This window comes from Synechococcus sp. Nb3U1, assembly GCF_021533835.1.
Taxonomy (GTDB): Bacteria; Cyanobacteriota; Cyanobacteriia; order Thermostichales; family Thermostichaceae; genus Thermostichus.
Window position 1 is genome coordinate 1,314,385 of sequence record NZ_JAKFYQ010000001.1, and the last position, 13,240, is coordinate 1,327,624.

The window sequence follows — 13,240 nt, forward strand, 5'->3', positions numbered from 1 at the left end:
CCCGATGTTCGACCTCTTCCACTGTGAACGGGAGCCGTTGCCCTGGTTGGGGGTAAAGGCCAATCTCAGCCAAATGCTGACTCAGCCCCTGTGGATGGTGCCGTTGCTGTTGGGTTTGGGTTTGGCGGTGGTTTGGCTGGTGCCGGCCTCCCGTCGTCGCCTTGGGTTTATTCTCAGTAGCTTGCCCTTATGGCTCTACCTGTTTTTGCTCACCCCTGCGGGCAGTGGCTTACTTACCTGGGGACTGACCACTTGGATCCCGCAAGATGCGCTAGCTCCTGCCGATGCAATTGTGGTGTTGGGGCGGGGTGGGGCCTTGGCCAATGCCCGGGTTCAGGATGCTTACCACCTTTGGCAAGCTGGCTGGGCACCGCGTATTTTTGTCAGTGGCGCTGGGGATGCAGGGCCGATGGGTAGGGCACTGTTGGCGTTGGGGGTTCCCAGAAGCGATGTCAATGGAGAAGACTGCTCTCAAACGACGGAAGAAAATGCTCAATTCAGTTTGGCGCTACTAGAGCCAGCTCAGGTGCAATCGATTCTTCTGATCACCGATGACATTCATATGTTGCGTTCTGAGCTCACCTTTCGCAGCTTTGGCATCCGGGTGATTCCCGTCATTAGTGAAACCTACGAGTCGCGGGGTTTCCCGTTGCCTGCCCTGCGTGAGTATCTGGGGTTGCTTAGCTATGGTCTCAAAGGCCGATTTTTCGCTCGTCCTATTCCAGATCCGCAAACCTTGGGCTTTGGCTGGGAAGGGATCCCAGTTTCTCAGCAACCCTCTAGTCTGACAGCAGGAATTAACCCAATGCCAGAAGCGCACTATACAATTGCTGTACCTGAGGAACTGAGCTCCTGATGGCTTTATTGAGCGGTGGCGCGCCTCCCTACGACATCCTCATCCTCTCAAACGGCCCCGGAGAGCTGACCACCTGGGTACGTCCAGTGGTGATGGAATTGCGTCAGCAACTGCCTCAAGCCCGTATCTCGCTGGTGCTCTCCCCCTGTCCCCACGCATCTGGGCAGGAGGTGAGGATGGCGCAAGAGTTTATCAAGATCGATCGGGTACAGGATCCCGATTTTTTTCTGGCTTTTTTGCTCACCGGCCAAACGGAAGAAGCCTGGGATTGGGCCAAGCGGGGAGTGGTACTCTTCCTGGGTGGGGATCAGTTTTTTGCGGTCTGCATCGCCCAGCGCCTGCGCTATCGCTTGGTGGTGTACGCCGAGCATCAGCCCCGTTGGCAACCTTGGGTGCATGCCTTTGCCCTGCGCACTGAGGAGAGCAAACGACGTTACGACGGCGGGCGACTGTTGGGTCACCGTTGGGCCGACAAAATGTACGTCGTCGGGGATTTGATGGCAGATGGCGTGGCCAGTGCCACCTACTTGTTGGGGGTGCCGGTTTCCGGTTGGCCCAGTGGCGGATCCCTCTCCACCCAGCCCCCTGCTGCTGCCTCTAAGCCGACGGCGGGGTTCTCCTCGCTCACGCAAATTCCTGCTCTGATCGAAGATGTGCCTTCTGAGGGAACCCTTCCGGAGCCGGTGCCGAATCGCTTTACCGAAGAAGCTTTGCTGCCACAGGGTTGGCAACGCCTGAGCGATGGGGGTCGCACTCACTATCAGGTGGGATTATTACCTGGGTCCAAACCCGCTAAGCTCTCCTTGGGGGTGCCGCTGGTTCTGGCGGTGGCCGATGAGTTGCGCCAACACCTGCCCAATATCCGCTTCGTGATTCCGGTGGCTCCTGGACAAACCCCCCAGTCTTTGGCGGGCTATGCGCATCCCAAGTTCAATCCCGATATAGCCTTGGTGTATGGAACATCGGGTGCTCTGGAGCAAACCAACTTGGGGGCACAATTCATCACCCCCTTTGGCAGCACCGTGCAGCTGTGGACGACGTTCCCCGCCTATTCGGTTTTGGCCAACTGCGATCTCTGCCTGACGACAATTGGCGCCAACACTGCTGAGCTGGCCCGGTTGGGGGTGCCGATGGTGGTGGTGATCCCCACCAATAAACTGGAGGCGATGCGTGCCTGGGATGGGATCCTCGGCCTATTGGTTCATTTGCCCGGCATTGGCGCTTGGCTAGCCCGTCGGGTCAATCGTGTGGCTCTGCACTGGCTGGGTCGCTTGGCTTGGCCCAATATCTGGGCGGGACGGGAGGTGGTGCCGGAGTTGCGCGGCCATTTGCGCCCGGTGGAGGTGGCTGAGCAAATGCGGGTTTTGTTGGAGGACCCGCAGCGGCGTCGGCAAATGCAGACGGAATTGCAACAATTGGGGGGAAGGCCGGGAGCGGCCCAGGCGATTGTGCAGTTGGTGGCTCAGCAGTTGAGCAAAGGCTGAGACCGACGTTCGTCTAACCAAGTCTGTAGAATGACCGCCGCCGCCTGTTGATCGATCAGGGGCTTTTGCCCTTTGGCTGGGATCCCTGCCGCCCGCAGATCCCACTCCGCCTGGACGGTGCTGAGGTGTTCATTCACCCTTTCGATGGGCAGATCCACAGCCTTTTGTAAGGCCCGCACCAACCGCTGTACTTTCCGCGCTTGGGAGCCCACCGAGCCATCCGCCAACAGGGGCATCCCAACCACCAAAATGTTGGCCTGACGACGCTGGATCCACTCCTGAATCTGGGCAATATCTTCCGGGAGAGAGCGTCGTTGGATCACCCCCAGACCCGTGGCCAGCAAGCCCAGCCGATCACAACCCGCCACCCCGATGCGACGATTGCCCACATCCAACCCGAGGGCGGCGACGGGATCCCTTGTGGCAGAATAGGTCAGGTTTGTGAACATCTCTACAGCTTACTCAACTCAATTCAATTGGGAGTCGATCTCTATGACCACCGCCACCCTGTCTCTTCCCAAGCATGAGGTAAAAGACCTCGGCCTTGCCCCTCTTGGCAAACAGCGTATTGAATGGGCGGCACGGGAGATGCAGGTGTTGGCTCAAATCCGCGAGCGGTTTGCCCAAGAAAAACCCTTCGCCGGGATCCGTCTGGTGGCCTGCTGTCATGTCACCACCGAAACCGCCAACTTGGCTCTGGCCCTGCAGGCGGGCGGAGCCGAAAGTGTACTCATTGCCAGTAATCCCCTCTCCACCCAGGATGATGTGGCGGCCAGCTTGGTGGCGGACTACGGCATCTCGGTGTTTGCCCTTAAGGGAGAAGACGTTGCCACCTACCACCGGCATGTACAAATCGCCCTGGATCACCGCCCCAACATCATCATCGACGATGGCAGCGACGTGACGGCGGAGCTGATCCAACACCGCAAAGAGCAACTGCCAGATATCATCGGCACCACCGAGGAGACCACTACTGGCATTGTCCGTCTCAAGGCCATGTTCAAAGCAGGGGTGCTCAGCTTCCCGGTCATGACCGTGAACGATGCGGAAACCAAGCATTTCTTCGACAATCGCTATGGTACTGGCCAATCCACCCTTGATGGCATTTTGCGCTGCACCAACATTCTGCTGGCCGGTAAAACGGTGGTGGTGGCGGGTTACGGCTGGTGCGCCAAAGGGGTGGCGATGCGAGCCCGCGGTATGGGATCCCAGGTGATCGTCACTGAAGTGAACCCGGTGCGCGCGCTTGAGGCGGTGATGGATGGTTTCCGGGTGATGCCCATGGGTGAGGCGGCTCCCCTGGGGGATATCTTCATCACTGTAACCGGCAACAAGCACGTGATTCGCGGCGAACACTTTGACCGGATGAAAGATGGGGCGATGGTATGCAACTCCGGCCATTTCGATATCGAAGTGGACTTGGTGGCCTTGGAGGAGCGCGCCATTTCCCGGCAGGTGGTGCGTCCCTTCACTGAAGAGTACCGCCTCAAGTCCGGTAAGTCGGTGGTGGTATTGGGTGAGGGCCGCCTGATCAACCTGGCTGCTGCCGAAGGTCACCCCGCCAGTGTCATGGATATGAGTTTCGCCAACCAAGCTCTCGGCTGTGAATACTTGGTCAAAAACAAGGGGAACTTGGCTCCTGGCTTGCACCCGATCCCGGTGGAGGTGGATCAAGAGATCGCTGCTTTGAAATTAAAGGCGATGGGGATCCAAATCGACAGCCTGACGGAGGCGCAGATCGAGTATGGCAACTCCTGGACTGCCGGGACTTAATCCGGAACTTAATGGAGTTGGTTTGTGGACGCAGTTCTGAGATGAAGTTTGGGATCTTGGGCTTTGGATTGGCCTGAGATCCCGAATATTGGGGCCTTGGGCAAGGCCTATTCCCACAGCATCTCCCTCAACTTTGGGTTAAGACGGGATCCCTTTAGCCTCGTTGCGATTGTGACCAAACGCGGGTGGGCAGGCCCCAAATGTAGATGAAGCCTTCGGCGGCCTTGTGATCAAACTGATCCCCTTCCCCATAGGTGGCCAGTTCAGCGTTGTAGAGGGAGCAGCGGGACTGGCGACCGACACACACCGCTTGTCCTTTATGGAGGCGCATCCGCACGACACCGGTAACGGTTTTTTGGGTGGCACGGATAAATCCGTCTAGAGCATCCCGCAGTGGAGAATACCAGAGGCCGTTGTACACCAGTTGGCTGTAGGTGGTTTCGATGCCGTATTTATAGTGGGTGACATCGCGGGTCAAAGTCAGGCTTTCCAACTCACGGTGGGCCTGGATGAGCACCAGCAGAGCGGGGCACTCGTAGATCTCACGGGATTTAATCCCGACAAGGCGATTTTCCACCATGTCGATGCGCCCAACGCCGTTGGCTCCCGCCAAAAAGTTCAACTGCTCAAACAGCATCTTCGGATCTAGCCGCTCACCATCCAATCCCACCGGGATCCCTTGCTCAAACTCGATCTCTACGTAGGTGGGATCCGGCGGCGTATCTTGCACCGGTTTGGTCAGGGCATAGACCTCTTCTGGCGGCTCCAGGTTAGCATCCTCTAGGATCCCAGCTTCAGCACTGCGGCCCAGAATATTCAAATCGATGCTGTAGGGGCTGGACTTTTTCACGGGAGAAGGGATCCCGAAGCGCTCCCCATAGGCGATGGTTTCCTCTCGCGTCATGCCCCATTCGCGGGCCGGGGCCAACACCTTCAGGGTGGGGTTGAGGGCGGTAATGGCCAGATCGAAGCGCACCTGGTCGTTGCCTTTGCCGGTGCAGCCATGAGCCACCGCATCAGCTCCCACCTCCTCAGCGACTTCTACCAAGAGTTTGGCGATCAAGGGTCGAGCCAGCGAGGTGGAGAGGGGATAGCGATTTTCGTAGAGGGCATTGGCTTGAATGGCCGGGAAAGCATAGTCGGTGATCAGCTCCTGAATGGCATCACGCACCAGCGATTGTTCGGCCCCGGCAGTCAGGGCTTTGGCTTGAATGGCATCCAGTTCTGCCCCTTGCCCCAGATCCACTGCCAAGGTCACCACTGATTCCACCCCCCATTCGTGAATCAGATAGGGGATACAGACCGAGGTATCCACCCCACCCGAATAGGCCAACACCACCTTCTTCGCCCGTCCCATGCTGCTGCGGATCCCTAGTTGAAAAGTTGCTAGCTCATTATGCCCTGTGGCTTGGATCTTGACCTACGCAGTCGGCACTCGTACCAGCATCTCGGAGCGCTACCGAGCATGCCAGGGTGGAAGGAGCTAAAAGGGACACAGGATCCTTTTCCTCAGCTATTCTCAAAGGGATTTCTCCTGCTGGTGTCAAAAAGGTATCCGGCGGGGAAGGATCCGGGGTGTGAGGCAAAACTGAGGTGAGCATGGCTGGCAAAGGAACTGCTCCAGTGCGGCTGGGGCGTGGGCAAAAAAGAACTCCGTCCCGCTTACGCGAATGGGTTCCGCTGTGGGTGGGAGTGCTCTCATTGCTGAGTTTCTTGGGGGGAATGGGGTTGGCGGGCATGTCCCGTCAGGAGGTTAGCTCCTCATCCTCGGATTCCCCAGTCCAGTCGAGTTCTGCAGCGCCGGAGCTACCCCGCTTCACAGCACAGGGTTGGCCGCTGCTGGATCCCAAACCTCAGCCGGATCAGGTGTGGGACTGTGAATTGGTGGTGATAGGGGGATCCCTGGGGGGGGTGGCAGCAGCCAGTCACGCTATGCGGGCTGGGATCCAAACTTGCCTGATCGAACTGACCCCGTGGCTGGGTGGGCAGATCACCTCTCAGGGGGTATCAGCCATCGATGAATCGCTACCGATGCGGCAGCGGGGCAATTTCTCCAGCCATTGGCTGCAGTTCAAAGCCCTCTTAGAAAGCCAGCCAGTCCATTTGCCCGCCTGGACGGGGATCCCGGCGGGGACGCGCGTGGCGGATATCAACAGTTGCTGGGTGGGAGGCTTGTGTTTTCCGCCTAAGGCCGGGGTAAAGGCGGTAGAAACCTGGCTAGAACAGGCGGCCCAAAACGCCCCCAACAGTCGCTGGGCTACCCAGACGGCTTTTAAGGGGGCCACCTTTAGCCCCGATGGCTCCCGGATTGAGAGCATCTACGCCGTGCAACGGCAGCCCCGAGATCCAGATTTTGTGCCCCCCGGTCGGCTGTGGCGGGAGTTGGCCAGTTGGTATGGCTGGGGGGAAACGGAGGTTTTTGCCAAACGGTCGGTGCGCCTACAGGCTCCGCCAGGACGGGAATTGTTCGTTATCGATGCTACGGATACCGGGGAACTGGTGGGGTGGGCCGGGATCCCCTATCGCGTCGGTTCCGAGAGCCGTGAGTTGCTGGGTGAGCCCAACGGAGCCCCGGCGACCAATCCTGAATGTACCCAAGCTTTTACCTTTCCGTTTGTGATGGCCATTCACGACGATGGTGGCCGTTCAAAAGCTGAGTTGGCACAACTGCAACCGGGCTATTCCCGGGCAGAGCACCGACGGGAGTTCGACATGGAAGGGTTTCCCACCTTCAGTGGCCAGAGCTTTTTTAACTACCGCCGCATTGTCAGTAAGGGGCGCACGGATCCCTTTTACGGCACCCCCGTTCCCGGAGATTTGACGATGGTGAACTGGAACCGTGGCAACGACTGGGGGATCATGAACCCGCCCTTGATCTTGACCGAAGAGCGCCTACAGGAATCTGGCCAACGGCACAACTGGTTGGGGGGGCTGGATGTCTCGGCGATCAAAGATGGAGAGAACCATGCCCTTCTATTTGCCGAATGGCTGATGGAAACCCAACCGCGTGCGGGCTATCCCCTGTCGTTGCTGTTTGGGGAGGAGTCGTTGATGGGCACCCGTTCTGGCCTCAGCCTCTACCCCTACATCCGCGAAGGGCGGCGCATCCTCGGACGGGCTGCCTATGGTCAGTCGGAATTCATGATGCTAGAGCAGGATATTCGCATCGGCACGACGGGGGGAAGAGATTTCACGCCGACGGTGGTAGGGGTGACTCACTATGCCATCGATATCCACGGCTGTCGCTATCGCAATTGGGAGCCCTCTCTGTCCGCCAGCTCGGCTCCAATCAACGAGTTTTCTGTCCATCCGATTCGCATTCCCCTAGAAGCGTTGATTCCGCAACGGCTAGACAACCTGCTGATTGGCGGCAAGGGGATCGCAGTCAGTCACATCGTCAATGCTGCCACCCGAGTTCACTACGGCGAATGGATCATTGGCTCGGCGGCAGGGTTAACAGCAGCTTGGCTGGGCAGCCAGGAGCCCAGTTTGACTCCAGCCCAGATTGTGCCGCGAGGGAAAATGGCGGAATTGCAAAGTTATTTGGTTTTGCGGGGTCAACGGTTGCAGTGGTGATCGGCTCTACAGCGGTCACCCCAAAGATAGGGAAAGACAATGGAGCATCAACAGCACCCCCGTCATTCCGCCTCCCCAGATCAGCAAAATCTGTCGCAGGATCCCTAAGCTTTCCAGCACCACTTGAGGGGATAAAGATCGGGTCGGGATCCCTAATTTGGGCTTTTCTTTTCGGATCCCTCGATAAAAATTGGTTCCGCCCAGTTGGATCCCTAACCTCCAGGCAAAGGCTGCCTCGCTCCATCCCGAATTGGGACTGGGATCCGCCCGCGCATCCTGGCGACAACGCTGCCAAAATCCCCAGGGATCCCGACTCAGCAGAGCTAAAGTCAGTACCGTCAGGCGGCAGGGCAACCCAGTCAGTCCATCTTCACATCGCGCCGATACCCTGCCCAGGTGAGTAAAGGGAGCATGGCGATAGCCCACCATCGAATCTAGGGTGCTGACGGCTTTATAGGCCAGAGCTAAAGGTGCCCCGCCCAGGAAAGCGTAAAACAAGGGTGCCGTTGCCCCATCGGGGGTATTTTCCGCCACCGTTTCGATCACCGCCCGTAGGATCTCCGGTTCCGATAGGTTTTCAGTATCGCGCCCCACGTAGCGGCTGAGCTGTTGCCGAGCCTGTTGGAGATCTCCCCTTTGCAAGGGATCCAACACCTCCAAAGCCGCAAATCGCAGGCTTCGCCCCCCCAAACAACTGGCCATGAGAATAATCTGAGCAAGGATCCCAGCCCAAGGATGAATCCAATGGCCTACCGAAATCAGTCCCCAGCCCGCCCCATAGGATCCCATCACCAAAACCAGAGTGAGTCCAGCCCCCCCCCAACCCTGAGCTTGGGCAGTTCGACAGTGTTTGAGGATGCACCGTTGCCCAACCGTGATCGCTGCCCCCATCACCCGCACGGGGTGAGGCCATCCCCAGGGATCCGCCAGCCCATAGTCCAACCCTAGGGAAGCGGCCAGCACAACAAAGGCCGTCTGTTGGGCCGGGAAAAGTAGTTCAGACCACAAACCCGCTCTCCTGATCTTGGGCTGCCTGCCAACTGCGGGCATCGAAGTACAGATCTTCCAAAGTGGTTTCCTCCAAAACCTGTTGCACCCGCCGTGCAATCCGCTCCCACAACGCTTCTGTAACCCAGTCCAGCCGTTCCAAAGCCTTGTCTTCACCTCTTGCAGAGGACTTTCCCACCCCGTCGGAACCGTCTTCAGTCACGGGCTCCAGTGATTCTCCCACTGCTGTCAAAATGGCACTCAATGGGATCCGTCGCGGCACTCGCGCCAACTGATACCCCCCTTGCGCCCCCCGTTGGGAACGCACCAAGCCGGCCTGACGTAGCTCAATGAGCAACTTTTCCAGATAGGGAGCTGGGATCTGTTGCCGCTCGGCGATGGCCCGTACCGAAGCCGTTTGCCCCGAACCGAGCATGGCCAGATCCAGCAATGCTCTGATGCTGTAGGTGGCCCGTGTGGTCAAGCGCACCGGGATCCCGCTCCACAAACGATATCAACTCCACAATCCTGCCACAGGGATCCCCCATAGAAGAGGGGGAACGGGATGGGATTCAGAACCCCTTAGATTTAGGGAAACCTCTAGCCAACCCCCCTCAAGGTTGAAAAGCGTTCGCAAATTCTTGTATCAACTAATACACAGCTCTGCAGGATAATCTTGGAAAATAGGGCTGAATCGTAGTCTGTGCTACGCTAAGCTGCTGCGGTTTCTTCTTTTTCAGCATTGACGAGGCAGACAGCAGGTGTTGCTGGCCTATGGGTGAGACTTCGAATACTTGGCCCGGTGAGGATCCCGGTGTCTACGACTCGCTAGCACGAAACGATCTGTGGAACCCGCAGGTGCTGTATCGGGGCCGTCCGATGCAGGAGCGGGGCCGGGCCATGCTGCGTACCCTGTTTGAAAGTGTTAGCGATGGGCTGTTTATTCTAGAGCGTTCCCCAGAAGGAGAAAGTCAGGGGACATCCCAGCCGCGCTACCGATTTCTGGTCTGCAACCCTGCCTTTCAGAGGATGTTTTTTCTCCTTTCCAGGCCGATCGACGGGGAGGATCTACTATCTTGTCTAAGCGCTTCCACAGCCTCCCAAATTCAATTGCATACTCAACACTGTGTCAAACATCGCAGGCGGGTCAGCTTTGAAATGAGCTTAGTGGATCCCGCCAGTGTCACCCCAGACCAAGAGCAAACCCATGTTTTAATTGTTACCCTCTCACCCGTACTGGAGGGAGAAAAGCCGATTCGCCAAATTGTCGGCTCCTGCCAGGACATCACAGAGCGTAAACAGGTGGAGTGGACATTGCAACGCAGTCAAGAGCGGTTATTAGAGCAAAATCGAGCTCTGATGGCTTTGACCCGACACAAGGCCCTCAACCAAGGGGATCTCCAGGCGGCCCTGCGGGAGATCTGCACCACCGCCGCCCATACATTGCGGGTAGAACGAGTGGGGGTTTGGCTCTACACACCGGAACGCTTGAGCATTCGCTGTGTCAATCAATTTGAGATCAGCCAGGACAACCCCGAGGGATCCCATACTCAAGGGGAAGAGATCTGGGCCAGAGACTATCCCCGCTATTTTCAGGCCCTAGAGCAAGAGCGCACTATCGCCGCTGACCAAGTGGCTACCGACCCGCGTACCATCGAGTTTCGCAACTCCTACCTGACGGGAATAGGGGTGGTGTCGATGTTGGATGCCCCCATTCACCTAGAAGGACAGATGGTGGGTATTCTCTGTCATGGCCATGTCGGCTTTCCCCGCCATTGGACCCTAGAAGAACAAAACTTCGCCGGATCCCTGGCGGATTTGGTATCCCTGGCTCTAGAGATCTCAGAGCGGCGGCAAACGGAAGAAGCCCTGCGTCGCGCCGAAGAACGCTATCGCAACTTTTTTGAGAACGCAGTTGAAGGGATCTTCTTCACCGATGCGGCAGGCCGTTATCTTTCTGCCAACCCGATGCTGGCCCAAATCTGTGGCTACGACTCCCCGGAAGAATTGATGCAGGAAGTCAACAACGTCGGCACTCAGCTTTATGTGGATCCCAGTCAACGAGAAGAATTTGTGCGTCTGTTGCATGAACAGGGATCCGTGCGCGGCTTTGAATATCAAGTTCGGCGGCGGGATGGATCGATCATTTGGGTACGGGAAAATGCCCGTTTGGTGAAAGATTGCGAAGGGAATGTTCTGGGCTATGAAGGTATCTCCGAAGACATCACCGCCCAGAAGCAAAACCTGGCCCACATCGAGTTTCGCGCTCATCATGATACTCTTACGGGTTTGGTTAATCGAGAATACTTCGGCGATCAACTACAGCAAGCCCTGAAGCAATACCGCAATGAAATGCTGGCTCTCCTTTTTGTGGATTTGGACTGCTTCAAAGACATCAACGATACCTTTGGTCATGAAGTGGGAGATGCCCTGTTGCGGGGGGTCGCACAGCGCCTGACGGAGTGCGTTCGCTCGGGGGATATCGTTGCCCGCTGGGGTGGGGATGAGTTCACTCTGTTGCTGCCCCAAATTGGCAACCCTGTGGTAGCCATGCGTTTGGCTCAGCGTATTCTCGATGCCTTTCAGAGCCCGTTCTCCTGCCAAAGCCATACCATTGCTGTTACCTGCAGTATTGGCATGGCCCTCTATCCACAGGATGGGGTGGAGGCGCGTACTCTGCTACACCATGCCGATTTGGCCCTCTACCAGGTGAAGGAAAATGGCCGCAATGGCTTCCAACTCTATAGCTCGAACAACGGGATCCCGGCAGCAGTTCGCAACACAATCCTGTAAGCTGGTTGGGTCAGAGGCCCTTTTGGTTCGTCATTCGTGCATCCGGGTCGTAGTTATCGTCGCCTCATTCCCTTTATCCAGCCCCACCTGTGGATGCTGCTGTTGGGGTTGACCTGCACCCTTGGCTTTGTGCTAACCATGCCTGCCCTTGCCTACTTAATTGAGTGGGTAGCGCGGTCAATTGGGGCGGGAGATCTGGGGCAACTGCGCCTACTGGCTTTGATTGGGGTGGTGTTTTTCTTGGTGCGTGGCGCGTTTCAGTATGGCCAAGATGCCCTGATGGCGCGGGCTTCTCTACAAATGGTTTTGGAACTACGGCAAGGGGTTTATGCCCACCTACAGGCTTTGGATTTGGACTACTTTTCTGGTAGTCGCACCGGCGACCTGGTCTATCGCCTCACCGCGGATCTGGATCGGGTAGGGGAAGTGGTACAGCGGTTTTTTCATCGCTTTATCCCCAGTGTGCTCACCATTGTGGCGGTGGTGGGGTATCTGTTTTATCTCAACGGCATCCTCACCCTGACGACGCTGTTGATGGCACCCCTGATGGGAATTTTAATCAGTTGGTTTGGGGATCGCCTCTTGTTCCGCTCCCGCCTCAACCAAGAGAGTATGTCGGATTTAGCTACCCTCTTAACGGAGGTATTTGCCGGAATTGGCCTGATTCGCGCCTTTGCTGCGGAGGAATACGAGATTCGTCGCTTCAGTACCATTGCCGAAAGCAACCGTCTAGCCCGGTTTCAAACTGAGCAGGTAAAGGCAATTCAAGACCCGGTGGTGGGATTCCTCTACGCCATGAGTGTGTTGGGAGTGTTTTGGATTGGCGGTTGGCAAATTAGCCAGGGCAACCTGACCGGCAGTCAATTTCTCGGTTTTATTGCCGGGGTCGCCATGTTGATCGACCCGATTGTGCATATCACCAACAACTACAGTGAGCTGAAGCAGGGAGAAGCTTCGGTGGAGCGGATTTTCGAGCTACTGGATATTCGCTCCCAAGTGTGCGATCTACCCGAATCCAAACCTTTGCCCCCAATTCAGGGGTGGGTGGAGTTCGATCAGGTTTCTTTTCGCTACAAACCCGATCAGCCGGTGCTGAAACAGCTCAGCTTTAAGGTCTCTCCCGGTGAGATTGTGGCTTTAGTGGGATCCTCCGGGGCTGGGAAATCCACCTTAGTCGGCCTTATTCCCCGTTTTTACGATCCGCAGCAGGGTTGTATCCGCATCGACGGCATCGACATCCGCACCGTTACGCTACAAAGTCTGCGCCGCCAGATCGGCATTGTCCCCCAGGAGATCACCCTGTTCTCCGGAACCATTGCCAGCAACATCGCCTACGGACAAGAACACTTCGACCTAGAGGCCGTGCGTCAGGCAGCCCAAGTGGCCAATATCCACACCTTTATCGAGAGCCTGCCGGATGGCTATGCCACCCTGGTCGGAGAACGGGGGGTAACCCTCTCGGGAGGGCAGCGGCAACGGCTGGCGATTGCACGGGCAGTCTTGCTCAACCCAAAAATCTTGATTCTGGATGAAGCTACCTCAGCCTTGGACAACGAGTCGGAAGCTCTGGTGCAGGAGGCTTTGCAACGGCTGATGCAACGCTGCACAGTGTTTGTTATTGCCCACCGCCTCTCGACGGTGCGTACCGCCCATCGCATTTTTGTTTTGGAACAGGGGCAGCTTTTGGAGCAGGGCAACCATGGGGAGTTACTAGGTAAAGGAGGCCGTTATGCTCAGTTTCATCTGCGCCAGTTTCAGTAAAAGTTTCAGT

The 13,240-nt window shown here is 57.1% G+C and carries 10 protein-coding genes; 6 read left to right on the plus strand and 4 right to left on the minus strand.

Annotated elements, in window-relative coordinates; all coding sequences use genetic code 11:
* The first annotated feature begins 4 nt into the window (after nucleotides 1-4).
* Both L1047_RS06055 and L1047_RS06060 read left to right on the plus strand, forming a co-directional pair.
* Nucleotides 5-856 carry a YdcF family protein gene (locus tag L1047_RS06055; RefSeq protein WP_235277976.1) on the plus strand — a complete coding sequence of 284 codons (852 nt, stop codon included), beginning with the start codon at nucleotides 5-7 and terminating at the stop codon, nucleotides 854-856.
* Complete coding sequence (locus L1047_RS06060) at nucleotides 856-2,340, plus strand: hypothetical protein (RefSeq protein WP_235277977.1); 1,485 nt, start codon at nucleotides 856-858, stop codon at nucleotides 2,338-2,340. Before L1047_RS06055 ends, L1047_RS06060 begins: the two co-directional genes overlap by 1 nt.
* Here L1047_RS06060 and ruvX read toward each other — a convergent pair.
* Nucleotides 2,319-2,789: a Holliday junction resolvase RuvX gene (gene ruvX / locus L1047_RS06065; protein ID WP_235277978.1), complete on the minus strand. Its 471-nt coding sequence runs from the start codon at nucleotides 2,787-2,789 to the stop codon at nucleotides 2,319-2,321. The genes L1047_RS06060 and ruvX overlap by 22 nt on opposite strands.
* A gap of 43 nt (nucleotides 2,790-2,832) precedes the next feature.
* Here ruvX and ahcY point away from each other — a divergent pair, with 43 nt between their 5' ends.
* Nucleotides 2,833-4,113 (plus strand): adenosylhomocysteinase, encoded by a 1,281-nt coding sequence (gene ahcY, locus L1047_RS06070; RefSeq protein ID WP_235277979.1) that lies wholly within the window; start codon nucleotides 2,833-2,835, stop codon nucleotides 4,111-4,113.
* Nucleotides 4,114-4,267: 154 nt separating this feature from the next.
* Here the strand turns inward: ahcY and L1047_RS06075 are convergent, their stop codons facing one another.
* Complete coding sequence (locus tag L1047_RS06075; RefSeq protein WP_235277980.1) at nucleotides 4,268-5,470, minus strand: argininosuccinate synthase; 1,203 nt, start codon at nucleotides 5,468-5,470, stop codon at nucleotides 4,268-4,270.
* A 242-nt stretch (nucleotides 5,471-5,712) separates the two neighbouring features.
* Here L1047_RS06075 and L1047_RS06080 point away from each other — a divergent pair, with 242 nt between their 5' ends.
* Nucleotides 5,713-7,689 (plus strand): FAD-dependent oxidoreductase, encoded by a 1,977-nt coding sequence (locus L1047_RS06080; RefSeq protein WP_235277981.1) that lies wholly within the window; start codon nucleotides 5,713-5,715, stop codon nucleotides 7,687-7,689.
* Between the two features lie 15 nt (nucleotides 7,690-7,704).
* Here the strand turns inward: L1047_RS06080 and cbiB are convergent, their stop codons facing one another.
* Nucleotides 7,705-8,697: an adenosylcobinamide-phosphate synthase CbiB gene (cbiB, locus tag L1047_RS06085; RefSeq protein ID WP_235277982.1), complete on the minus strand. Its 993-nt coding sequence runs from the start codon at nucleotides 8,695-8,697 to the stop codon at nucleotides 7,705-7,707.
* On the minus strand, nucleotides 8,687-9,166 hold the full coding sequence (locus tag L1047_RS06090) for an Rrf2 family transcriptional regulator (protein ID WP_235277983.1): 480 nt from the start codon (nucleotides 9,164-9,166) through the stop codon (nucleotides 8,687-8,689). The genes cbiB and L1047_RS06090 overlap by 11 nt, the downstream gene beginning before the upstream one ends.
* Before the next feature lie 284 nt (nucleotides 9,167-9,450).
* On the opposite strand from L1047_RS06090, the gene L1047_RS06095 reads away from it, so the two are divergent.
* Both L1047_RS06095 and L1047_RS06100 read left to right on the plus strand, forming a co-directional pair.
* Nucleotides 9,451-11,469, plus strand: coding sequence for a diguanylate cyclase domain-containing protein (locus L1047_RS06095; RefSeq protein WP_235277984.1), 2,019 nt, complete (start codon nucleotides 9,451-9,453; stop codon nucleotides 11,467-11,469).
* A 36-nt stretch (nucleotides 11,470-11,505) separates the two neighbouring features.
* Complete coding sequence (locus L1047_RS06100; RefSeq protein WP_235277985.1) at nucleotides 11,506-13,230, plus strand: ABC transporter ATP-binding protein; 1,725 nt, start codon at nucleotides 11,506-11,508, stop codon at nucleotides 13,228-13,230.
* Nucleotides 13,231-13,240: the final 10 nt, after the last annotated feature.